Here is a 22,925-nt window from a genome sequence, read left to right on the forward strand (position 1 = left end):
AGCAAGGCCCGACGGTTGTTGGGCCTGACCGATATACTAGGCACCAGTTCAGTTAGCGCTGCCCGCGATGACGTCAGCGCAGACGCTACAAGGCAATGGGCCGCTTAGGGATATCGACCATGCAATGGATGTTCATGCTGATTGGGCTGGTGCTGGGCTGGATACTCGATGAGTCGTTCAGTGATGCGCTATTGGGTGCGCTGCTCGGGCTGGGTATTGGCCAGGCCATTCGCATCGGCCGTATGGATTCACAAGTGGCCGAGCAGCGTCGGCTGCTGGAACAGGCGCAGGTGGCGCTCAATGGGGTGCAGCAACGCCTGACATTGTTGGAAGTGTCTGGCGTCACCGCGCCTGAAACCAGCGAACCGGTAGCCAGCGAAGCCGCTTCGTCGCCGGAGTTCACACTCGATGAAATTCCTGTCGAAACCCCAGTGCTGATCTGGGACCTCCCGCCCGAACTTGAACCGATGGCCGCAACGGCAGCGCAAACCAGCCGTCCGCTGCCCGACGATGTCTGGAAACCCGAGCCGGTCACCCGCGAACCGCAACAACCCGCCGTCCCGCGCGGCCCGAATTTCATCGAGCGGACCATCAGTGGCGCGCGCAACTGGCTGTTCGGGGGCAACACCGTGCTGCGGGTCGGCGTGGTGCTGTTGTTCCTCGGTCTGGCGTTCTTGCTGCGGTATGCCACCGAAGGCATGGTGGTTCCGATCGAACTGCGTTACGCCGGGGTTGCAGCCGCTGCGTTGGGCTTGCTCGGCCTGGGGTGGTGGCTCAGAACACGCAACAGCAATTACGCACTGATGCTGCAAGGCACCGGGATCGCCGTGTTGTACCTGACGGTGTTCGCCGCGATGCGCCTGCACCCGCTGCTCGATCCAAGCGCCGCGCTGGGCCTGCTGGTCGCGGTGACGGTGTTCTCGGCGATTCTCGCTATCACTCAGGATGCTTTGGGCTTGGCCGCGGCCGCTGCGCTCGGCGGCTTCGCGGCGCCGATCCTGACCTCCACAGGCGCCGGCAACCACGTCGCGCTGTTCAGCTACTTCGCGTTGCTCAACGCCGGCATCCTCGCCATCGCCTGGTTCAAGGCCTGGCGCCTGCTGAACCTGATCGGTTTCGTCGGCACCTTCGGCATCGGTTTCGCCTGGGGCCTGCGCTCCTACACGCCGGAATTGCTGTGGAGCACCGAGCCGTTCCTGATTCTGTTCTTCCTGATGTACTTGGCCATCGGTCTGCTGTTCGCCCGGCGCAAGCTGCTGGAGATGAGCGACGCACCCGAGGACGACAGCCGCGAGGCGTTGCTGCGTTGGTCGGCGCGCAAGGGCGATTACGTCGACGGCACGATGCTGTTCGGTCCGCCGCTGGTGGGCTTCGGATTACAGTTCGCGCTGGTCCAGCATCTCGAGTTTGCCGCGGCGTTCAGTTCCTTGGCGTTGGGCATGATCTACATGGGCCTTGCGCGTTTCCTGATGGGCGGCCGTGCATTGCTGCTCGCGGAAACCTGCCTGGCGCTGGGCGTGATCTTTGCCAGCCTGGCGATTCCGCTGGGGCTCGACGCGCGCTGGACGGCTGCCGCCTGGGCCGTCGAGGGCGCCGGGATCTTCTGGCTCGGCCTGCGTCAGCAACGACCACTGGCTCGCGCGTTTGCCTTGTTGCTGCAGCTGGGCTCAGCCCTGGCGTTTGTCAGCGAACTGCGGATCGGCGACGGCAGTTTGCTCGACGGCGCTCCACTGGGCGCGTTGATGCTCGGCGCAGCGTTGTTGTTCAGCTTCTATCAATTGCGCAAAGCCTCGCCCGAGCAAACGTCGGCATGGGAACGCCAGGGGCTGCCGGTACTGGCTTGCCTCGGCCTGACCTTCCTGTATCTGCTGGCGCCGTTGTTCTTCCTGACCCACGGCACCGCAATCAGTTGGGCGCTGGCGGGGTTGGCGACGTTGTTTGTCGGCTTGCGCCTGCAATCGCGCACGTTCCTGTTCACCGCGTTCGCAGTGCAGTTGCTCGGCGGTGCGTTGTTCCTGCTGCGCTTGCAAGGTTCTGGCGGTGAGTCGGCTGCGGTATTCAGCGCTGGCTGGAGTGGTTTGCTCAGCGCGTCCCTGATCGGCCTGGCGTTGATCGCCGGTATGTTGCTCGCCGCCCGTGATGAGATGGTGCGCAGCGATGTTCGGCTGTTGCGCGGCTTGTCGGTGGTGTTGCTGGCCGGTCTGGTGCTGATGAATCTGGCGGTGCTGTTCGTGCTGCCATGGCAGACCGCGAGTGCGGTGTGGGCGGCCAGTGGCTTGTTCATCATTTGGCTGAGTCTGTACCTCAAGCAGCGCGTGAGTTTTGTCTTCGGTTTGCTGTTGCAGTTGATTGGCGGCGCGGCGTTCCTGTTCGCCGGTCCGGACCTGCTCGGGCCGCTGGCCAGCGAAGGTTTGAAGCCGCTTGCGCACAGCGGTTTCTGGACGCCATTGGTGTTGGGCCTGGCCGCGATGGTCGGCGCCCGGCGCTTGCAACTCGGCAACCATGCCTCGGCGTTCGATGTGCTGAGCTTGCAACGTTTGTCCGAAGTGCTGTTGGTGTGGGGCGCGGGATGGTGGGCGCTGGCGTGGATCAGTGAAGTGCTGCGTTTCGCACCAATGAATCTGCAAGCGACCTTATTGCTGGCGGTTGCAGCCGTGAGCGTGGCGCTGTGGGCGGTGTTGGCGCTGCGGCTGAAATGGTCGTCGCTCGGCCTGCTCTGCACCTTGCTGATTCCCGCTGCCGGTCTGGTGCTGCTCGCCGCGTGGCATTCGCGTTATCACCCGGTAGCGAACTTCGGTTGGCTGGTGTGGGCGGCCGTGTTCTTCGTGCATTTCATCTCCCTGCAACGTCTGGCGCCGATGTTGCCGGCGCGTGCCTTGAGCACCGCCCATGTGCTCGGCTGCTGGCTGCTGATCGGCGTGCTGGCGCTGGAGCTGCGCTACGGTTTGCTGCTGTTGTCCGAGCAGTACAACGCCTGGCGCTGGCTGGGGTGGGCGATCCTGCCGAGTCTGTATCTGGTGTTGATGGCGGCGCCGCGCACCTGGCCTTGGCCTGTTTCGGCTTATCCACGCGAATACCGTTTCTACGCGGCGGCACCGTTGGCCGTGCTGATGCTCGGCTGGTTCTGGCTGGCGAACATTGTCAGCGACGGCACCGCCGAACCTCTGCCCTATGTGCCGCTGATCAATCCGTTGGAGTTGGGGCTGCTGTTTGCGCTGTTCGGCGTCTACGTCTGGTCGCGCAGCGCCGTGACGCAACTGGCCATTCGCAAGGACTACGTTGCCCACGCCACGCAACTGATCGCCGGAGTTTCGCTGTTCGCCTTCTTCACCGCGCTGGTGATGCGCACCGCGCACCATTGGGGCGGCGTGCCGTTCGAGCTGGATGCCTTGCTTGAATCGATGCTGGTGCAGGCCGGTCTGTCCATCGTCTGGACCTTGATGGCGCTGAGTCTGATGATCGGCGGCCATCTGCGTCATCGCCGTGAGGTGTGGCTGATCGGCGCTGCGCTGATCGGCGTGGTGGTGGCCAAACTGTTCTTTGTCGAATTGAGTAACCGCGGCGGCCTTGCGCGGATCGTGTCGTTTATCGGCGTTGGCGTGTTGCTGCTGGTGGTGGGCTATTTCGCGCCGCTGCCGCCCAAGCGTGCCGAGGCTGCGCCGGATATTGAAAGGCCGGCCCCTGAAACCGAAGGAGTGTCGTCTTGAGTCAGAAGTTGAACCTGGGTTGGTTGGGCGCTGTTGCGCTGGGTGTGGCGCTGTCCGCCAGCGCTCAGGAAAAACCGGCGGACTTCGCCACGCAGGTGCCGTTGTCGGTGAGCGGCGAGGGACCTTGGTATCGCCTCGACTTGCCCTTGAGCGTGCAACTGAATGCCCGGCAAACGGACCTCAGCGATGTCCGCGTGTTTAACGCTGCCGGCGAGGCCCAGGCCTACGCCTTGGCGCGCGAGGCGGCGTCAACCCGGGAAAATCGCACGCTGAGCGATGTGAAGTGGTTCCCGCTGTACACCTCGGCTGACGCCACGGAGCGTGCGCCGGGCATTCGCGTGCAATCGAGCGCGAACGGCACCTTGGTTGAAGTCCAGCCGTCCACTCAGCTGGAGGCCGGCGAAGAAGTGCTGCGCGGCTGGTTGCTCGATGCCAGCGGCATCAAGGCACCGTTGCAGCAGCTAATCCTCGACTGGACCAGCGAGCGCGATGGCTTCCAGCGTTTCACCATCGAGGCCAGTGACGACTTGCAGCATTGGCAGTCGTGGGGTGAAGGGCAGGTGGCGCGGCTGACGTTTGCCGACGAGCGGGTCGAGCAGCATGAAGTCGGCTTGCCGGGGCAATCGGCGCGTTATCTGCGCTTGTTGTGGAATTCACCGCAATCGGCGCCGGCGCTGACGTCCGCACAGCTGCAAAGCGCGAATACCCGCAGCCTGCCGCTGCCGTTGGTCTGGTCGCAACCGCTGGCGGGCAGCAGCGTGAAGTCAGGTGAGTACACATGGCAATTGCCGAAGGGGCTGAATGTCGAACGGGTGCAGGTCGAGCTGAGTCAGGCCAACAGCCTGGCGCCGGTGACATTGTCCGGTCGTCGCGAAAGCAGCCTGCCGTGGCAGCCGCTGAGCAGCGGTTTGCTCTATCGCCTGACCCAGAGTGGCCAGGACGTAGTGCAGAACGAATTGCAGCTGTCGGGGCAGACCGTTCAGCAGTTGAAACTTGTCGTGGATGAGCGCGGCGGCGGCTTGGGCGCTGAAGCGCCGACGGTGAAATTTGCTGTGCGCTCGACGCAACTGGTATTCTTGGCGCGCGGGGCGGGGCCTTATACGCTGGCGCTGGGGAATGCGACGGTGAAGGCAGCGAACCTGTCGTTGTCGACGCTGATCCCGGATTACAGCGCGGCGAAGTGGGCGGCGTTGGGCAAGGCTTCGGTGGAAGGTGCGGCGGTGGTGAGCAACACCTCCACGGTGACTGCGGCCGCGACAACGGACACGAACTGGAAGAAGTTCGGGTTGTGGGGGGTGTTGTTGCTGAGTGTGCTGTTTCTGGCGGCGATGGCGTTCAGTTTGCTGCGCAAGCCTCCCGTAAAACCCTGAAGGCGGGTGCTTCGCACCCGATCGCCAGCAGGCTGGCTCCCACAGTTAATCGCATTCCCCTGTGGGAGCCAGCCTGCTGGCGAATGCGGTTTATCGGACGGTAAAAATGCCGGTTTAGAACTACGCTCAACCCGGCGCATGAACTCTATTGGGCGTATCACGTCTGATAGGAGGAAATGCGCCTCGACTCGCGTTAAACTGCGCGGGTTTTTAGCCCCCAATTCCACCGGAGCCTTCCATGTCCCGCGTTACCCTGAGTCGCTATTTGATTGAGCAGACCCGTAGCAACAACACCCCTGCCGATCTGCGTTTCCTGATCGAAGTGGTGGCGCGTGCTTGCAAGGAAATCAGCCACGCCGTCTCCAAGGGCGCCCTCGGCGGCGTTCTGGGCAGCATGGGCACCGAAAACGTCCAAGGTGAAGTGCAGAAGAAGCTTGATGTGATGTCCAACGACATCCTGCTCGAAGCCAACGAATGGGGCGGTCACCTGGCCGGCATGGCATCCGAAGAAATGGACAATGCCTACCAGATCCCGGGCAAATACCCGAAAGGCGCGTACCTGCTGGTATTCGACCCACTGGATGGTTCGTCGAACATCGACATCAACGCGCCGGTCGGTACGATCTTCTCGGTGCTGCGTTGCCCGAACGAATACCTGACCCAGAACGAGCCTTTGAACGAAAAGGCTTTCCTGCAGCCAGGCACTCAGCAGGTTGCCGCCGGTTATGCGATTTACGGTCCACAGACCATGCTGGTGCTGACCCTGGGCAATGGCGTGAAAGGCTTTACCCTGGACCGTGAAATGGGCAGCTTCGTGCTGACCCATGAAGACATCACAATCCCTGAGTCCACGCAGGAATTCGCGATCAACGCGTCCAACCAGCGTCACTGGGAAGCCCCGGTACAACGCTACGTCGGCGAATTGCTGGCGGGCGATGAAGGCCCGCTGAAAAAGAACTACAACATGCGCTGGGTCGCCGCGATGGTTGCCGACGTGCACCGTATCCTGACCCGCGGCGGTCTGTTCATGTACCCACGCGACAGCCGCGAGCCGTCGAAGCCGGGCAAACTGCGCTTGATGTACGAAGCCAACCCGATGTCGTTCCTGGTTGAACAGGCTGGCGGCGCTTCCACCGACGGCCATCAGCGCATCCTCGACATCAAGCCTGACGGCCTGCACCAGCGCGTAGCAGTGTTCCTCGGCTCGAAAGAGGAAGTCGCCCGCGTCACGGCATATCACAAGGAATAAACATGACCGCGCCCTGGCAGCCGTTGCTCGAGTGGTGGTTCGGAACCCTCGAATCCCCCCACGACATAGCGGCTGACAAGGGCAAGTTATGGTTCGGCAAGCGCGACAGCCAGGACCTCGAAGCGCAGACGCGTTTCGGGGACTGGGTCGAGCAGGCACTGGCCGGCGGATTGACTGACTGGGCGCAACGCCCCGAAGGTTGGCTGGCCCTGGTGCTGCTGCTCGATCAACTCCCGCGAATGATCTTTCGCGACACTCCCAAATCCTTTTCAGGCGATCTCAGGGCTCAGGCACTGGTGGCGCAAGGCATTGCGGCGGATTTCGACCGGCAGTTGCGGCCGATCCAGCGGGTGTTTATCTACCTGGTGTTCGAGCACTGCGAGAATCTGGCGGTGCAGAACGAGGCGATTTCGCGGTATATCGATCTGGTGGCGCAGCAGCCGGAGGGTGATCGGAATTTGTTTACCGACTATCTGAACTATGCCGAGAAGCATCAGCGGGTGATTGCGCGGTTTGGGCGGTTTCCGCATCGCAATGCGGTGTTGGGGCGGGAGTCGACGGCTGAGGAACTGGCGTTTCTTTCGGGGCCTGGGTCTCGGTTCTGAATCTTCATTGCGGCTGATGTCGTCATCGCCAGCAGGCTGGCTCCCACATTTGGTTTGTGTCGTTCACAAATTCCCTGTGGGAGCCAGCCTGCTGGCGATGGGGCCAGTGAAAGCAGCTTATATCCGGAAGCTGCCCACCAACTGCTTCAACCGCGCCGCCTGCTGCTCAAGATCCGCACACGCGCGCAAGGTCGACTGCAAGTTCTCCACGCCTTCCTGATTCAACGTGTTGATCTCGGTGATGTCGACGTTGATCGACTCCACCACAGCGGTCTGCTCTTCGGTAGCGGTCGCCACTGACTGGTTCATCCCGTCGATCTCGCCAATGCGCTGGGTCACGCTGCCCAGACGCTCACCGGCCTGGTTGGCGATGCCGACGCTGCTTTCGCTCTGGCGCTGGCTGTCGGTCATGGTGCTCACCGCTTCCCGGGCGCCGACCTGCAATTCCTCGATCATCTTCTGCACTTGCTGCGCCGAATCCTGAGTGCGGTGGGCGAGATTGCGCACCTCGTCCGCGACCACGGCAAAACCACGGCCGGCCTCACCGGCACGCGCCGCTTCGATGGCTGCGTTCAATGCCAGCAAGTTGGTCTGCTGCGAGATGCTGGTGATCACTTCCAGAATCTGTCCGATGTTCACGGTGTTGCTGTTGAGCGTTTCGATGTTGCCGCACGAGTCGCTGATCTTCGCCGAGAGTTGCTGCATCGCCGCGATGGTTTTATCCACCACTTGCTGACCGTCTTCGGCCAAGGCACGTGCGTCGCTCGAATGCTGGGAGGCGAGGGCGGCGTTCTGGGCGATTTCCTGGGCGGCGGCGCCCAGCTCGTTGATCGCGGCTGCCACGCTGCTGGTGCGCGAAGCTTGTTGGTCGGAGTTGAACATCGACGAGTTCGACGCGGCAACCACACGCAAGGCGACTTCGTTGACCTGGCCAGTGGCCGAGGACACTTCGCGAATCGACGTGTGAATACGCTCCACGAAGCGGTTGAACGAGGTGCCCAGTGCGCCGAATTCGTCCTGACCGTGGATGGTCAGGCGTTTGGTCAGGTCACCTTCACCTTCGGCGATGTCATGCATGGCGCGGCCCATGGTCAGCAGCGGCTGCATCAGAAAGCTGATCAGCATGCCCAGCAACGCGATAATGATGACCACGGCGATAACCATGGCGATGATTGCCGAGGTGCGGAATTCGCTTAGCATCGCGAATGCGGTCTCCTGGTCCAGCACCAGCGCCACGTACCAGTCGGCCGAGGGCACACCGTTGACGTGGGTGAAGGAGATGAACTGGGTCTTGCCTTCGAGTTCGACCTCTTTCAGGCCCGGGCTGACTTTCGGCGCGCCGTTCGGGTAGGCCTCGGCGAGGCTCTTGAGCACCAGTTTGCTGTCCGGGTGGATCAGAATCTTGCCGTCGGCGCTGACGATGAACGCGTGGCCGTGACCACCGAAGTTCAGCGAGTTGATGATCGCGCTGACGCTGGACAGGTCTATGTCTGCACCGGCGATGCCGATCATCTGGCTCTGATGCTGAACCGGCGTGGCGACGGTGATCACCAGTTTGCCGGATGACGCGGCGATGTACGGTTCGGTGACGATGGTCTGCTGCGCGCTGTTGGCCGCCTTGTACCAGCCACGGGCGCGGGGATCGTAGTCCGCCGCGCGATTGCCGGCAGGTATCGAGAACATCACGCCGTCGGTGCCACCGAAGTAGCTCAGCTGGAAGTTGCCGGTGTAGGCCGGCAAGTCGATGGCGCGCTTGAGGCTGGCGGGTGCGCTGCCGTCCACGGCGATCTGCTGGGACAAGGATTGCAGCAACTGAATGCGGCTTTCCAGCCAGGTCTGGATGTTGCTGGTAGTCAGGCTGCCGAGTTCCTGCATCGAGGATTCGGTACTGCTGCGCAAGGCCTGGCGCTGGCGGTAGTCGTTGAACAGGATGAAGCAGGCGAACGCAACGGCGACCACGAGGGCGGCTGCCAGCAGGATCTTGTGGCTGAATTTCATGTTTCTGGTCATTAAGTGCACTACCGCGGAGGGACTGGTCAGCGAGGGGCGTCAATTTGCCACAGTCGAGGGCTTTGCGCTGCTTCTATGTCGACTGGCGAGCGCCAAAGATTAGGCGCCTTTTTGCAAAAACCGACGAAATACTCAACGGCTCAAGAAAGTGGCTGATTTATCGGAAAAAGGCAGACGAGCGGCCTGATAAATAGCTGGGCAGTCGGGGAACCAGATAGGGGTTTTCTCTTCTAAGCTTCTGCTTGGCAGCCATGCCATTCCCCCTTCGCCCCAGGAGCTACACCATGTCGCTGCGATCTATCGCCTTGCTCTCGTTCTGCGTGTTGTTGGCCGCATGCAGCAAGGTCAATCAGGAAAACTACTCGAAGCTGTCGGCCGGCATGCCCAAGGCAGAGGTTGAAGCCTTGCTGGGTAAAGCCACTGATTGCTCGGGCGCGCTCGGCATGTCCAGTTGCACCTGGGGTGACAAGAACAGCTTTATCAGCGTGCAGTACGCCGGTGACAAAGTACTGATGTTTTCCGGCCAAGGCCTGAAGTAATCCGGGGCATTACGCCCACGGGAGAAAAACAATGAAGCGGTTATTGATACTCCTTTTTGCCAGCCTGGCATTGGCTGGCTGCGCCACTTCTGGCACAGATCCGTTGGCACCGAAAACCGTCAACAGCGTCAATCTCAAGAAATACCAGGGCACCTGGTACGAGTTGGCCCGTCTGCCGATGTATTTCCAGCGCAACTGCGCGCAATCCGAAGCCCATTACACGCTCAAGCCTGACGGCAACGTGCTGGTGCTGAACCGCTGCCTGACGGCGGACTGGCAATGGGAAGAGGCCAAGGGCACGGCTTATCCACAAGTGCCGGGCAAGACCGACAAGTTGTGGGTCGAGTTCGATACCTGGTTCTCGCGATTGCTGCCGGGTGTAGCGAAAGGGGAATACTGGGTGCTGTACGTCAGCGACGATTACAAGACCGCCATCGTCGGTGACCCGAGCCGCAAATATCTGTGGCTGCTGTCTCGGACGCCGACGGTTAACGGTGTGGTCCGTGAAGACCTGCTGAGCAAGGCGCGTCAGCAGGGCTACGACACCACGCGGTTGATCTGGCGTGCGTCGGATACGCAGATGGCCAAGACCTCGAACTAGCAGTCACCGAAGATTAAAACTGTGGGAGCGAGCCTGCTCGCGATAGCGGACTGTCAGTCAACATCCTTGTTGAAGCTGATGACCCTATCGCTAGCAGGCTAGCTCCCACATTTATTTTGTGTCAGCCGAGGAGATCGCGCAGGACTTGGGTGAACGCCCGATTGCTCTCTTCTTCTGCGGCATGCCGCCCATCCCGCACCACCCACTGGCCATTGACCAGCACATCCCGAACCTGGCGATCGCCGCCGGCAAACAACCAGCGATTCAGAATCCCGTCACCACTGGCCGTCGCCAGGTACGGATCGTTGCCGTCCAGCACCAGCCAATCCGCACGTTTCCCCACTTCCAACGCACCAATCGGCTGGCCCAGCGCCTGAGCGCCGCCATCCAGCGCCGCGTCATACAGTGTGCGGCCAACCATCGGCTGATCCTCGCCATACAACCGGTTACGCCGCTGATCGCGCAGGCGCTGGCCGTATTCCAGCCAACGCAATTCTTCCACCACGCTCAACGACACATGGCTGTCGGAGCCGATGCCCATCCGCCCACCCTGAGCGAGGAAGTCCACTGCCGGAAAAATCCCGTCGCCAAGGTTGGCTTCGGTGGTCAGGCATAAACCGGCGATGGCGCGACTCTTGGCCATCAGCGTGACTTCTTCCTGGTTTGCATGGGTCGCGTGGACCAGGCACCAGCGCTGATCGACTTCGGTATTTTCGTACAGCCATTGCAGCGGACGACGGCCGCTCCAGGCGATGCAGTCATCGACTTCTTTCTGCTGTTCGGCGATGTGAATGTGCACCGGGCACTGCTTGTCGCTGGCGGCCAGCACTTCGCTGATCTGCTGCGGTGTTACCGCGCGCAACGAGTGGAAGCACAAGCCCAGCGACTGCGCCGGTTGCTGCGCCAGGATCGGCTGCAAACGCGACTGAAGCGTGAGGTAGTTTTGGGTGCTGTTGATGAAGCGGCGCTGGCCGTCGTTCGGAGTCTGGCCGCCGAAACCGGAATGGCTGTAGAGCACCGGCAGCAGGGTCAGGCCGATACCGGCGGAGCTGGCCGCCTGGCTGATCCGCAGCGCCAGTTCGGCGGGATCTGCATACGGTTGGCCGTTGGTGTCGTGGTGTACGTAATGAAATTCCGCGACCGATGTGTAACCGGCCTTGAGCATTTCGATGTACAGCTGACGCGCAATGACGCCGAGTTGATCCGGGCTGATTTTTCCGACGAGCCGGTACATCAGATCGCGCCAGGTCCAGAAACTGTCGTTCGGATTACCCGCCACTTCCGCCAACCCGGCCATGGCCCGCTGGAAGGCGTGGGAGTGCAGATTCGGCATTCCCGGCAGCAACGGACCGCTTAGCCGTTCGGCGCCATCTGCGTGGGAATCGGCCTGGATATGGGTCATTACGCCATCGGCGCTGACCTCAAGACGTACATTGTTGGCCCATCCACTAGGCAGCAGCGCGCGTTCGGCAAAGAAGGCGGACATGGTTCAGCACCCCATCGTGTGTTATTTGTATATACATATACAGACGTTTGCCTGCTCGGTAAACTCCGGCAAGCTAGTAACCCTAACCAAACGAACAAGGATTAACCGTGCCGACTCCGCCTGCAGTCTCTCCGTTGGCCGCACACATGGGCGACAGTCCGGCGCCCTTGTACGCCCGCGTCAAACAAATGATCACCCAACAAATCGACAGTGGAAACTGGCCGCCGCACTACCGCGTTCCGTCGGAAAGCGAGCTGGTCAACCAACTCGGTTTCAGCCGCATGACCATCAACCGCGCCCTGCGCGAAATGACCGCCGACGGTCTGCTGGTGCGCATGCAAGGTGTCGGCACCTTCGTCGCCGAACCGAAAAGCCAGTCCGCGCTGTTTGAGGTGCATAACATCGCCGACGAAATCGCCTCCCGTGGTCATCGCCACACCTGCAAGGTGATCACCCTCGAAGAAGAGGCCGCCGGTTCCGAGCGTGCGTTGGCGCTCGATATGCGCGAAGGCCAGCGGGTTTTCCATTCGCTGATCGTGCATTTCGAAAACGACATTCCGGTGCAAATCGAAGACCGTTTCGTCAACGCGCTGGTCGCCCCGGACTATCTCAAGCAGGATTTCACCCTGCAAACGCCTTACGCCTACCTGAACCAGGTTGCGCCGTTGACCGAAGGCGAGCACGTGGTCGAGGCGATTCTGGCCGAGGCCTCCGAGTGCAAGTTGCTGCAGATTGAAAAGGGCGAGCCGTGCCTGCTGATTCGTCGCCGCACCTGGTCCGGCCGTCAGCCAGTGACCGCTGCCCGCTTGATCCACCCCGGTTCCCGTCATCGTCTGGAAGGTCGGTTCCATAAATGAATGAAATGAAAGTCTTACGCGCAAAAGATTACCCGCGCATGCCGTGGAAAAACGGCGGCGGCAGCACTGAAGAAATTACCCGTGATGGCGGTGCCGGCCTTGAGGGTTTCGGCTGGCGTCTGTCGATTGCCGACATCGGCGAGTCGGGCGGTTTCTCGACATTCGCCGGCTATGAGCGGGTGATCACCGTATTGCAAGGCGACGGCATGACCTTGCGGGTTGATGGCCAGGACACTCGGCCATTGTTACCGCTGGACCCGTTTGCTTTCAGCGGCGAGAGTCAGGTCTCGTGCACCTTGCTCGGTGGACCGATCCGAGACTTCAACCTGATTTATGCACCGCAGCGTTATAGCGCGCGGTTGCAGTGGCTGGACGGTGAGCAGCGGTTCTTCAGTTCGGCCGGAACGGTGCTGGTGTTCAGTGTCACCGACGAGCTTGAAGTGAAGGTCGGTAACAGCGCCTCACAACTCGGTCGCCATGATTGCCTGCAACTCGACGGTAACGTTGGCTTGCTGGAGGTCTCCGTCAGTGGCCAATGCTGCGTGATCGAGCTGACTGCACGCTGATCCAACTGTTTACAAAATCTCTGTGGTGAGGGGGCTTGCCCCCGTTGGGTTGCGAAGCGACCCCAAAAAATGGGGCTGCTACGCAGCCCAACGGGGGTAAACCCCCTCGCCACAAAAGCAATCCTCATCCTGTTTCCCGTCGCGCACCAACTTGTTACCGAACGCCCCAGCGTGGCGCAAAATCACAATCAAGTAACAGCTGACACTCTCCCCGCAATATCCCCCCCGAAAATTTCATCTTCGTCAAAACCCTTGATCTACAAGCCTTCCAGCCCTTTAAAGATTTTTCTTGAACACTCATCCAGCAAGTTGGCCGCTTGATTGCATATGCTTGTATGTACAAGTAAAGACGTATGCGTATGAGTCGATCGAGACTCCTCGCAGCGTCCACTGATTCGCTTGTGGCGCGTTGGCGCGCACAGGCTGGCTTACCCACCGCCAGGGTTGGTTTGGATTGATCGCTGAGGAGTCTTTTTCGTGACTGACAATACCCAGAAACCTACGAAGTATCGTGACGTTGAAATCCGTGCCGCGCGCGGTAACAAGCTGACCGCCAAGAGCTGGCTGACTGAAGCGCCGCTGCGCATGTTGATGAACAACCTCGACCCGGAAGTCGCCGAGAACCCTAAAGAACTGGTGGTTTACGGTGGTATCGGTCGCGCGGCACGTAATTGGGAATGCTACGACAAGATTGTCGAGAGCCTGACCAACCTGAACGATGACGAGACCCTGCTGGTGCAATCCGGCAAGCCGGTCGGCGTGTTCAAGACTCACACCAACGCCCCGCGCGTGCTGATCGCCAACTCCAACCTGGTGCCACACTGGGCGAGCTGGGAACACTTTAACGAACTGGATGCCAAGGGCCTGGCCATGTACGGCCAGATGACCGCCGGCAGCTGGATCTACATCGGCAGCCAGGGCATCGTTCAGGGCACCTACGAAACCTTCGTCGAGGCCGGTCGCCAACACTACAACGATGACCTGAAAGGTCGTTGGGTTCTGACCGCAGGCCTCGGCGGCATGGGCGGTGCTCAACCTCTGGCCGCCACCCTGGCCGGCGCGTGCTCGCTGAACATCGAATGCCAGCAGGTCAGCATCGATTTCCGCCTGAACAGCCGTTATGTCGATGAGCAAGCCACCGACCTCGACGACGCACTGGCCCGCATCGAGAAATACACCAAAGAAGGCAAGGCGATTTCCATCGCGCTGCTGGGTAACGCGGCAGAAATTCTGCCGGAACTGGTCAAGCGCGGCGTGCGCCCGGACATGGTCACCGACCAGACCAGCGCCCACGACCCGCTCAACGGTTACCTGCCAGCCGGCTGGACTTGGGAAGAGTACCGCGCTCGCGCCAAGACCGAGCCAGCTGCCGTGGTCAAAGCCGCCAAACAATCGATGGCCGTGCACGTTAAAGCGATGCTCGAATTCCAGAAAATGGGCATCCCGACCTTCGACTATGGCAACAACATCCGTCAGATGGCGCAAGAAGAAGGCGTGGAAAACGCATTCGACTTCCCAGGTTTCGTACCGGCTTACATCCGTCCACTGTTCTGCCGCGGCATCGGTCCATTCCGTTGGGCTGCACTGTCGGGCAACGCGGAAGACATCTACAAAACCGACGCCAAAGTAAAAGAACTGATCCCGGACGACGCCCACCTGCACAACTGGCTGGACATGGCGCGCGAGCGCATCAGCTTCCAAGGGCTGCCGGCGCGTATCTGCTGGGTGGGCCTGGGCCTGCGCGCCAAGCTCGGCCTGGCGTTCAACGAAATGGTTCGCAGCGGTGAATTGTCCGCGCCAATCGTGATCGGTCGCGACCACCTCGACTCCGGCTCGGTCGCCAGCCCGAACCGCGAAACCGAATCGATGCAGGACGGTTCCGATGCCGTGTCCGACTGGCCACTGCTCAACGCTCTGCTGAACACCGCGAGCGGCGCGACCTGGGTTTCCCTGCACCACGGCGGCGGCGTCGGCATGGGCTTCTCCCAGCACTCGGGCATGGTGATTGTCTGCGACGGTACTGACGAAGCGGCCGAGCGTATCGCTCGCGTGCTGCACAACGACCCGGCGACCGGTGTCATGCGTCACGCCGATGCGGGTTACCAGATCGCGATCGACTGCGCCAAGGAACAAGGGCTGAACCTGCCGATGATCACCGGCAAGTAACTCGGTCCCTGTGGGAGCGGGCTTGCTCGCGAATGCGATGGGTCAGCCAGCACAGATGTTGAATGTGCCGGCCTCTTCGCGAGCAAGCCCGCTCCCACAGAAAAGCAGAACCACGCGACTTCCCAGAACAATCCACAGAGGTTGAATCATGGCTGTTAACAGCGATCGTGCAGGCAGTAAACCGTTGATCGAGACGCGCTCGATCGACTACATCCCGGAAGCGGAAAGACACGGTCGTCTGTTGAGCCAGTTCACCCTGTGGATGGGCGCAAACCTGCAAATCACCGCCATTGTGACCGGCGCTCTGGCCGTCGTACTGGGTGGTGATGTGTTCTGGTCGTTGATCGGTTTGCTGATCGGGCAACTGATCGGCGGTGGCGTGATGGCGCTGCATGCTGCGCAAGGGCCCAAGCTTGGCCTGCCGCAGATGATCTCCAGCCGCGTGCAGTTCGGCGTGTATGGCGCGGCCATCCCGATCGTGCTGGTGTGTCTGATGTACCTCGGATTCACCGCAACGGGAACCGTGCTTTCCGGCCAGGCGCTGGGCCAGTTGTTTGGCGTCAGCGACAGCGTCGGCATCCTGATTTTCGCCAGTGTCATCGTGCTGGTCACAGTGCTCGGTTATCGGGTGATCCACTGGATCGGCCGTGTTGCCAGTGTCATTGGCGTGATTGCCTTCGTTTATCTGTTCAGCCGTCTGATGAGTCAGGTTGATGTTGGCGCACTGTTGCAAATCCGCCATTTCAGCTGGAGCAGTTTCTTGCTCGCGGTTTCGCTCGCGGCGTCCTGGCAGATCGCTTTCGGCCCTTACGTGGCGGACTACTCTCGCTACCTGCCGAGCAAGATTTCGTCGGTAAAAACTTTTTTTGCCGCAGGCGCAGGTTCGGTCATTGGTGCGCAGGTAGCGATGGTCCTCGGCGTGTTCGCTGCCGCATCGGCCAACGGCCAATTCGCCGGCCACGAGGTGGCCTATATCGTAGGTTTGGGCGGTACCGGTGCCACCGCTGCGCTGCTGTACTTCAGCATCGCGTTCGGCAAGGTCACCATTTCCACGCTCAACTCCTACGGCAGCTTCATGTGCATTGCGACCATCATCAGCGGTTTCCGTGGTGAGCTGAAGGTCACGCGCTTGCAGCGTCTGGTCTTCGTGCTGGTCATCGTCGGTGCTGCGACCCTGATGGCGTTGCTCGGTCAGCACTCGTTCCTCGGTGCGTTCAAGTCGTTCATCCTGTTCCTGCTGGCGTTCTTTACGCCATGGAGCGCGATCAACCTGGTGGACTACTACTGCATTACCCGCGAGCGCTATGACGTGCCGGCGTTGGCGGATCCGAACGGTCGCTACGGCCGTTGGAACGCCCTCGGTATCAGCGTCTATGTCTTCGGAGTACTGGTGCAGTTGCCGTTCATCGCCACCAAGTTCTATACCGGTCCGCTGGTAGAAGTTCTGGGTGGTGTGGATATTTCCTGGATCATCGGTCTGGTGCTTCCCGCAGCCCTGTATTACGTGTGCGCAAAAAAATGGCACGGCTCGGTACCCGATCACCTGATTCTGCCGGTTGAGCAGGACAGCGTTGTACAACAAAAAACAAGTGGGGCTGGTCGCGCTGCGGCGCAGGCCTGATTGGACGTGGACAGGGCTGGATGCCTCTTGACTGCCGTAAGCCAACTCATGATTAGGAGCGTCAAACAATGAAATCGAACAAGACCCTGCTGACCACATTGCTTTCCATGGGCCTGCTGGCCAGCGCCGGCGCTACTCAGGCCGCCGGTTGGTGCGAGTCGGGCAAACCGGTGAAGTTTGCCGGCCTGAACTGGGAAAGCGGCATGCTGCTGACCGACGTGATGCAAATCGTGTTGGAGAAGGGGTACGACTGCAAGACCGACAGCCTGCCGGGCAACTCCATCACCATGGAAAACGCCCTGAGCAGCAACGACATTCAAGTGTTTGCCGAAGAGTGGGTCGGCCGCAGCGAAGTCTGGAACAAGGCCGAGAAGGCCGGCAAGGTTGTCGGTGTTGGCGCTCCGGTCGTTGGTGCAATCGAAGGCTGGTACGTGCCGCGCTACGTGATCGAAGGCGACGCCAAGCGCAAGCTGGAGCCAAAAGCCCCGGACCTGAAAGCGATTGCCGATCTGGGCAAATACGCTGCCGTGTTCAAGGACCAGGAAGAGCCATCCAAAGGCCGTTTCTACAACTGTCCGGCCGGCTGGACCTGTGAACTCGACAACAGCGAAATGCTGAAAAGCTACGGCCTGGAAAGCACCTACACCAACTTCCGTCCGGGCACCGGCCCGGCGCTGGATGCCGCGGTGCTGTCGAGCTACAAGCGTGGCGAGCCGATCCTGTTCTACTACTGGTCGCCAACCCCGCTGATGGGCCAGGTCGACCTGGTCAAGCTTGAAGAAAAGCCAGGCGTGGACAAAAGCGTGAGCATCAAGGTCGGCCTGTCCAAGACCTTCCACGAGCAAGCCCCGGAACTGGTGGCCGTGCTGGAAAAGGTCAACCTGCCAATCGACCTGCTCAACCAGAACCTCGGGCGTATGGCCAAAGAGCGGATCGAGTCGCCAAAACTGGCCAAGATCTTCTTGAAGGAACATCCTGAAGTCTGGCACGCATGGGTGAGCGAAGACGCAGCCAAGAAAATCGACGCGGCCTTGTAGGTTGAGCCTCTCCGACTGCCGGCGACAGCAGTCGGACGCTTGATCGCAACCCCTTGATTGAGAGTCTCTTATGTTTCCCGAAAGCTTTACCTTTTCCATCGCCGACTGGGTCAACAGTTGGGTCGATTCGCTGGTCACCAACTACGGCGACGTGTTCCGGCACATCTCCGACACCCTGTTGTGGGCCATCGTCAATCTTGAAGGGCTGCTGCGAGCAGCGCCGTGGTGGCTGATGCTGGCCATCGTGGCGGGCGTTGCCTGGCACGCGACCCGCAAAGTCGTGACCACTTCGGTGATCGTCGGCCTGTTGTTCCTGGTGGGCGCGGTCGGCCTCTGGGACAAGCTGATGCAGACCCTGGCGCTGATGATGGTCGCGACGGTCATTTCGGTGCTGATCGGCATCCCGCTGGGCATTCTCTCGGCCCGCAGCAATCGCCTGCGTTCGGTGCTGATGCCGTTGCTGGACATCATGCAGACCATGCCGAGTTTCGTGTACCTGATCCCGGTGCTGATGCTGTTCGGCCTGGGCAAGGTCCCGGCGATTTTCGCCACCGTGATCTACGCCGCGCCACCGCTGATCCGCCTGACTGACTTGGGCATCCGCCAGGTTGACGGTGAAGTGATGGAAGCGATCAACGCCTTCGGTGCCAACCGCTGGCAGCAACTGTTTGGTGTGCAACTGCCGCTGGCCCTGCCGAGCATCATGGCCGGGATCAACCAGACCACCATGATGGCCCTGTCGATGGTGGTAATCGCCTCGATGATCGGTGCCCGTGGCTTGGGTGAAGATGTGTTGGTGGGGATTCAGACCCTCAACGTCGGACGTGGGCTTGAGGCCGGTCTGGCGATCGTGATTCTGGCAGTGGTGATCGACCGCATTACTCAGGCGTATGGTCGGCCACGGCATGAGGTGAGCAAATGAACAACGAAGCCATCAGCAAAATCGAAGTCAAAAACGTCTTCAAGATTTTCGGCAACCGCTCCAAGGAAGCGCTGGGCATGATTGGCCAGGGCAAGACCAAGGATCAGGTGCTGGCCGAGACCGGCTGCGTGGTCGGCGTGAACGACCTGTCGTTGAGCATCGGCACCGGCGAGATCTTCGTGATCATGGGCCTGTCGGGTTCCGGCAAATCGACCCTGGTGCGCCACTTCAACCGCCTGATCGACCCGACCAGCGGCGCGATCCTGGTGGACGGCGTGGACATCCTGCAATACGACATGGAAGCCCTGCGCGAATTTCGCCGTCACAAGATCAGCATGGTGTTCCAGAGCTTCGGCCTGCTGCCGCACAAGACCGTGGTGGACAACGTCGCCTACGGCCTGAAAGTGCGCGGCGAGAGCAAGCAAATGTGTTCCGAGCGCGCGCTGCACTGGATCAACACCGTGGGCCTGAAGGGCTACGAAAACAAATACCCGCACCAGCTCTCGGGCGGCATGCGTCAGCGAGTGGGCCTGGCCCGCGCCTTGGCGGCGGACACCGACATCATCCTGATGGACGAAGCCTTCAGTGCGCTCGACCCGCTGATCCGCGCGGAGATGCAGGACCAGTTGCTGGAACTGCAAAAGACCCTGCACAAGACCATCGTCTTCATCACCCACGACCTCGACGAGGCGGTGCGGATTGGTAACCGCATTGCGATCCTCAAGGACGGGCGCCTGATTCAGGTGGGTACGCCAAGAGAGATCCTGCATTCGCCGGCGGATGAGTATGTCGACCGGTTCGTGCAGCGGCGCGCTGCGGTGGTTTAAAGAGATTTGCGGTGATCGAGCGGGCCTCATCGCGGGCAAGCCCGCTCCCACAGGGATTGGTTGTGTTGCATAAATTTTCTTCACACAACAGAACACTGTGGGAGCGGGCTTGCCCGCGATGGCGCCGGTAAAGCTGCATCAATATTCAAGTTGTACGCACGAGGTCAAAGATGTCCCAGGCTGAAAAAATCGTTATCGCCGACGCTCCGTTGCGTTGGCAGGATGTGGTCGCGGTAGCCCGCTTTGGCGCCGAGCTTGAGCTGTCGCCACAGATTTGGGCACGCATCGAAAACGCCCAGGCCATCGTTCAGCGCATCGTCGCCAGCGGCGAGCGCGCCTATGGCGTCAACACAGGCCTGGGTGCCTTGTGCAACGTCTCGCTCAAAGACGAACAGCTCAGCCAACTGTCGCGCAACACGCTGCTCAGCCACGCTTGTGGCGTCGGCGCGCCGCTGGCCGACGAGCAGACTCGCGCGATCATGTGCGCGGCGATCCGCAATTACAGCCACGGCAAATCCGGCATTCATCGCCGTGTGGTCGAAGCCCTGCTGGCGCTGCTCAATCGCGGTATCACCCCGCAAGTGCCGTCCCAGGGTTCGGTCGGTTACCTGACCCACATGGCCCACATCGGCATCGCGCTGTTGGGTGTCGGCAATGTCAGCTATCGCGGGCAGATCGTTTCTGCGCAGCAAGCCCTGGCCGAAGAAGGTCTGCAACCGGTCCAGCTCGGTGCCAAAGATGGCCTGTGCCTGGTCAACGGCACGCCGTGCATGACCGGCCTCAGCTGCCTGGCGATTGCCGACGCGACGCGTTTGGTGCAATGGGCCGACGTGATCGGCGCCATGAGTTTTGAAGCCCTGCGTGGCCAGATCGCGGCGTTCGATGCCGAGATCATCGCGCTCAAACCGCACCCCGGCATGCAGCAAGTCGGGATCAACCTGCGGGCATTGCTGGATGGCAGTGAAGTAATTGCGTCGAGCAAAGGCATTCGTACGCAGGATGCGCTGAGCATCCGTTCGATTCCGCAGGTTCACGGCGCTGCACGGGATCAACTGACCCACGCGATCAGCCAGATTGAAACCGAACTCAACTCGGTCACCGATAACCCGATGCTGCTGGGCACGCCGGATGATTTCCGCATCATGTCCCAGGCTAATCCACACGGTCAGTCAGTGGCGTTGGCGGCCGATTTGCTGGCCATCGCCATGGCCGAAATCGGCTCTATTGCCGAGCGTCGCCTCGATCGCTTGATCAACCCGCACGTCAGCGGCCTGCCAGCCTTTTTGGTGGCCAATCCCGGGGTGAATTCCGGGATGATGATCGTCCAGTACGTCGCCGCTTCGCTGTGCGCAGAAAACCGCCAGTTGGCGCAACCGGCCGTGCTCGACAACTACGTCACTTCGGGCCTGCAAGAAGACCACTTGAGCATGGGCACCAACGCGGCGTTGAAGCTGCATCGTGCGCTGGAAAACTGCACGCAGATCCTCGCCATCGAGTACCTGCTGGCGGCCCAGGCATTTGAATTTCTCAAGGAACAACGTTTTGGCGCAGGCACCGACGCCGCGTGGCGACTGCTGCGTGAACGCGTCCCGGCTTACGATCAGGACCGTTGGCTGGCACCGGACATTGCCGCCGCTGCCGGCGTGTTGAAAGACTCGAATTTGCTGCACAAGGCGTTACCGAACCTCAACTGATTCCACATCAAACCAGCGTGCCAAGGCGCCAGCCCCCCACAAGGCGGGAAGCGACGGACAACGGACATTTCCGGAGCGTCTGGTTAGTTAACAAGAAGACTCTCAAAAGGAGATAAAAGTGACTGCGCTAAATTTGATTCCCGGCAAACTGAGCCTTGCCCAACTGCGTGATATCTATCAGCAGCCGGTCAAAATCACCCTCGACAACAGCGCCTCGGCCCAGATCGAAGCCAGCGTTGCCTGCGTGGAACAGATCCTCGCCGAGAACCGCACCGCCTACGGCATCAACACCGGTTTCGGCCTGCTGGCTTCGACCCGCATCGCCAGCGAAGACCTGGAAAACCTGCAGCGCTCGCTGGTGCTGTCCCACGCCGCCGGTGTCGGCGAGCCGATCAGCGATGCGCTGGTGCGGTTGGTCATGGTGCTCAAGGTCAACAGCCTGAGCCGTGGTTTTTCCGGCATTCGTCGTGTCGTGATCGACGCACTGATCGCGCTGATCAACGCCGAGGTTTACCCGCACATTCCATTGAAAGGCTCGGTCGGTGCCTCCGGTGACCTGGCGCCTCTGGCCCACATGTCGCTGGTGCTGCTGGGCGAAGGCAAGGCTCGCTACAAAGGCGAGTGGATGGAAGCGACCGAAGCGCTGAAAATCGCCGGCCTGACGCCGTTGACCCTGGCGGCGAAAGAAGGCCTGGCGCTGCTCAACGGCACACAGGTTTCCACTGCTTACGCGCTGCGTGGCTTGTTCGAAGGCGAAGACCTGTTCGCTGGCGCCGTGGCGATTGGTGCCCTGACGGTTGAAGCGGTATTGGGCTCGCGCTCGCCGTTCGATGCGCGCATCCACGCTGCCCGTGGCCAGAAAGGCCAGATCGACGCCGCCGCCGCTTACCGCGATCTGCTGGGTGAACGCAGTGAAGTGTCCGACTCGCACCAGAACTGCGAAAAGGTCCAGGACCCGTACTCCCTGCGCTGCCAGCCACAAGTCATGGGCGCCTGCCTGACCCAGTTCCGTCAGGCCGCCGAAGTGCTGGCCGTCGAAGCCAACGCCGTTTCCGACAACCCGCTGGTGTTCGCCGCTGAAGGCGACGTGATTTCCGGCGGCAACTTCCACGCCGAACCGGTGGCCATGGCCGCTGACAACATGGCCCTGGCCATCGCTGAAATCGGTTCCCTGAGCGAACGCCGCATCTCGCTGATGATGGACAAACACATGTCGCAACTGCCGCCGTTCCTGGTGGCCAATGGCGGCGTGAACTCCGGTTTCATGATCGCCCAGGTGACCGCTGCGGCACTGGCCAGCGAGAACAAGGCGCTGTCCCATCCGCATTCGGTGGACAGCCTGCCGACTTCCGCGAACCAGGAAGACCACGTGTCCATGGCGCCGGCTGCGGGCAAGCGTCTGTGGGAAATGGCCGAAAACACTCGCGGTGTTCTGGCGGTGGAGTGGTTGGCGGCCGTTCAGGGGCTGGATTTGCGCGAAGGTCTGAAGACCTCGGCGAAGCTGGAAAAGGCTCGCGGGATTTTGCGTAACGAAGTGCCGTTCTATGAGAAGGATCGCTTCTTTGCGCCGGACATCAATGCGGCGACTGAATTGTTGGCGACGCGTTGCCTGAATGAACTGGTGTCGGCCAAGCTTTTGCCGAGCCTGTGATGTACTCATCGCCAGCA

At 60.9% G+C, this 22,925-nt stretch carries 17 protein-coding genes and 1 pseudogene; 15 read left to right on the forward strand and 3 right to left on the reverse strand.

Annotation, left to right across the window (positions count from 1 at the left end; genetic code table 11):
- The first annotated feature begins 119 nt into the window (after window positions 1–119).
- The 4 genes from DJ564_RS02720 to DJ564_RS02735 all read left to right on the forward strand — a co-directional run bounded on the left by DJ564_RS02720 (window position 120) and on the right by DJ564_RS02735 (window position 6,931).
- Window positions 120–3,707 carry a DUF2339 domain-containing protein gene (locus DJ564_RS02720; protein WP_109627495.1) on the forward strand — a complete coding sequence of 1,196 codons (3,588 nt, stop codon included), beginning with the start codon at window positions 120–122 and terminating at the stop codon, window positions 3,705–3,707.
- Complete coding sequence (locus DJ564_RS02725) at window positions 3,704–5,077, forward strand: DUF3999 domain-containing protein (protein WP_109627496.1); 1,374 nt, start codon at window positions 3,704–3,706, stop codon at window positions 5,075–5,077. The genes DJ564_RS02720 and DJ564_RS02725 overlap by 4 nt, the downstream gene beginning before the upstream one ends.
- Window positions 5,078–5,315: 238 nt before the next feature.
- Window positions 5,316–6,326 carry a class 1 fructose-bisphosphatase gene (locus tag DJ564_RS02730; RefSeq protein WP_109627498.1) on the forward strand — a complete coding sequence of 337 codons (1,011 nt, stop codon included), beginning with the start codon at window positions 5,316–5,318 and terminating at the stop codon, window positions 6,324–6,326.
- Between the two features lie 2 nt (window positions 6,327–6,328).
- Window positions 6,329–6,931 (forward strand): DUF924 family protein, encoded by a 603-nt coding sequence (locus DJ564_RS02735; RefSeq protein ID WP_109627500.1) that lies wholly within the window; start codon window positions 6,329–6,331, stop codon window positions 6,929–6,931.
- Between the two features lie 117 nt (window positions 6,932–7,048).
- Here the strand turns inward: DJ564_RS02735 and DJ564_RS32690 are convergent, their stop codons facing one another.
- Window positions 7,049–7,813, reverse strand: coding sequence for a methyl-accepting chemotaxis protein (locus DJ564_RS32690; protein ID WP_370694726.1), 765 nt, complete (start codon window positions 7,811–7,813; stop codon window positions 7,049–7,051).
- A 93-nt stretch (window positions 7,814–7,906) separates the two neighbouring features.
- A pseudogene (locus DJ564_RS32695) lies at window positions 7,907–8,941 on the reverse strand (cache domain-containing protein); the annotation flags it as partial.
- Between the two features lie 284 nt (window positions 8,942–9,225).
- Between DJ564_RS32695 and DJ564_RS02745 the strand changes: the two are divergent.
- Both DJ564_RS02745 and DJ564_RS02750 read left to right on the forward strand, forming a co-directional pair.
- Window positions 9,226–9,480, forward strand: coding sequence for a hypothetical protein (locus DJ564_RS02745; RefSeq protein WP_010464535.1), 255 nt, complete (start codon window positions 9,226–9,228; stop codon window positions 9,478–9,480).
- Window positions 9,481–9,511: 31 nt separating this feature from the next.
- Window positions 9,512–10,081, forward strand: coding sequence for a lipocalin family protein (locus DJ564_RS02750; RefSeq protein WP_109627504.1), 570 nt, complete (start codon window positions 9,512–9,514; stop codon window positions 10,079–10,081).
- Between the two features lie 121 nt (window positions 10,082–10,202).
- Here DJ564_RS02750 and DJ564_RS02755 read toward each other — a convergent pair whose 3' ends face one another.
- A complete protein-coding gene (locus DJ564_RS02755) occupies window positions 10,203–11,567 on the reverse strand; it encodes a formimidoylglutamate deiminase (protein ID WP_109627506.1) in 1,365 nt (454 codons plus the stop codon).
- Window positions 11,568–11,713: 146 nt separating this feature from the next.
- Between DJ564_RS02755 and hutC the strand changes: the two genes are divergently transcribed.
- The 9 genes from hutC (at window position 11,714) to hutH (DJ564_RS02800) (ending at window position 22,908) form a co-directional block, all read left to right on the forward strand.
- Window positions 11,714–12,424, forward strand: coding sequence for a histidine utilization repressor (gene hutC / locus DJ564_RS02760; RefSeq protein ID WP_178082336.1), 711 nt, complete (start codon window positions 11,714–11,716; stop codon window positions 12,422–12,424).
- Window positions 12,421–12,990, forward strand: coding sequence for a HutD family protein (locus tag DJ564_RS02765; protein ID WP_109627509.1), 570 nt, complete (start codon window positions 12,421–12,423; stop codon window positions 12,988–12,990). The genes hutC and DJ564_RS02765 overlap by 4 nt, the downstream gene beginning before the upstream one ends.
- Before the next feature lie 477 nt (window positions 12,991–13,467).
- Window positions 13,468–15,156 (forward strand): urocanate hydratase, encoded by a 1,689-nt coding sequence (hutU, locus tag DJ564_RS02770; protein WP_109627511.1) that lies wholly within the window; start codon window positions 13,468–13,470, stop codon window positions 15,154–15,156.
- A gap of 148 nt (window positions 15,157–15,304) precedes the next feature.
- Window positions 15,305–16,777 (forward strand): cytosine permease, encoded by a 1,473-nt coding sequence (locus DJ564_RS02775; RefSeq protein ID WP_109627513.1) that lies wholly within the window; start codon window positions 15,305–15,307, stop codon window positions 16,775–16,777.
- Between the two features lie 68 nt (window positions 16,778–16,845).
- Window positions 16,846–17,814 (forward strand): ABC transporter substrate-binding protein, encoded by a 969-nt coding sequence (locus DJ564_RS02780; RefSeq protein WP_109627514.1) that lies wholly within the window; start codon window positions 16,846–16,848, stop codon window positions 17,812–17,814.
- A 70-nt stretch (window positions 17,815–17,884) separates the two neighbouring features.
- Entirely contained in the window at window positions 17,885–18,736 is an 852-nt protein-coding gene (locus DJ564_RS02785) for a proline/glycine betaine ABC transporter permease (protein ID WP_109627516.1), read from the forward strand.
- Window positions 18,733–19,563, forward strand: a complete 831-nt coding sequence (locus DJ564_RS02790) for a glycine betaine/L-proline ABC transporter ATP-binding protein (RefSeq protein ID WP_109627517.1) — start codon at window positions 18,733–18,735, stop codon at window positions 19,561–19,563. Before DJ564_RS02785 ends, DJ564_RS02790 begins: the two co-directional genes overlap by 4 nt.
- A gap of 170 nt (window positions 19,564–19,733) precedes the next feature.
- On the forward strand, window positions 19,734–21,257 hold the full coding sequence (hutH, locus tag DJ564_RS02795) for a histidine ammonia-lyase (RefSeq protein WP_109627519.1): 1,524 nt from the start codon (window positions 19,734–19,736) through the stop codon (window positions 21,255–21,257).
- Window positions 21,258–21,375: 118 nt separating this feature from the next.
- Window positions 21,376–22,908 (forward strand): histidine ammonia-lyase, encoded by a 1,533-nt coding sequence (gene hutH, locus DJ564_RS02800; RefSeq protein ID WP_109627521.1) that lies wholly within the window; start codon window positions 21,376–21,378, stop codon window positions 22,906–22,908.
- Window positions 22,909–22,925 lie beyond the last annotated feature (17 nt).

The sequence above is a fragment of the Pseudomonas sp. 31-12 genome, from assembly GCF_003151075.1.
Classification (GTDB): Bacteria; Pseudomonadota; Gammaproteobacteria; order Pseudomonadales; family Pseudomonadaceae; genus Aquipseudomonas.

Coding starts and splice junctions, on each gene's coding strand:
- DJ564_RS02720 (WP_109627495.1), top strand. CDS start 120: ATGCAATGGATGTTCATGCTGATTGGGCTGGTGCTGGGCTGGATACTC.
- DJ564_RS02730 (WP_109627498.1), top strand. CDS start 5,316: ATGTCCCGCGTTACCCTGAGTCGCTATTTGATTGAGCAGACCCGTAGC.
- DJ564_RS02735 (WP_109627500.1), top strand. CDS start 6,329: ATGACCGCGCCCTGGCAGCCGTTGCTCGAGTGGTGGTTCGGAACCCTC.
- DJ564_RS32690 (WP_370694726.1), bottom strand. CDS start 7,813: ATGTTCAACTCCGACCAACAAGCTTCGCGCACCAGCAGCGTGGCAGCC.
- DJ564_RS02745 (WP_010464535.1), top strand. CDS start 9,226: ATGTCGCTGCGATCTATCGCCTTGCTCTCGTTCTGCGTGTTGTTGGCC.
- DJ564_RS02750 (WP_109627504.1), top strand. CDS start 9,512: ATGAAGCGGTTATTGATACTCCTTTTTGCCAGCCTGGCATTGGCTGGC.
- DJ564_RS02755 (WP_109627506.1), bottom strand. CDS start 11,567: ATGTCCGCCTTCTTTGCCGAACGCGCGCTGCTGCCTAGTGGATGGGCC.
- hutC (WP_178082336.1), top strand. CDS start 11,714: ATGGGCGACAGTCCGGCGCCCTTGTACGCCCGCGTCAAACAAATGATC.
- DJ564_RS02765 (WP_109627509.1), top strand. CDS start 12,421: ATGAATGAAATGAAAGTCTTACGCGCAAAAGATTACCCGCGCATGCCG.
- DJ564_RS02775 (WP_109627513.1), top strand. CDS start 15,305: ATGGCTGTTAACAGCGATCGTGCAGGCAGTAAACCGTTGATCGAGACG.
- DJ564_RS02780 (WP_109627514.1), top strand. CDS start 16,846: ATGAAATCGAACAAGACCCTGCTGACCACATTGCTTTCCATGGGCCTG.
- DJ564_RS02785 (WP_109627516.1), top strand. CDS start 17,885: ATGTTTCCCGAAAGCTTTACCTTTTCCATCGCCGACTGGGTCAACAGT.
- DJ564_RS02790 (WP_109627517.1), top strand. CDS start 18,733: ATGAACAACGAAGCCATCAGCAAAATCGAAGTCAAAAACGTCTTCAAG.
- hutH (WP_109627519.1), top strand. CDS start 19,734: ATGTCCCAGGCTGAAAAAATCGTTATCGCCGACGCTCCGTTGCGTTGG.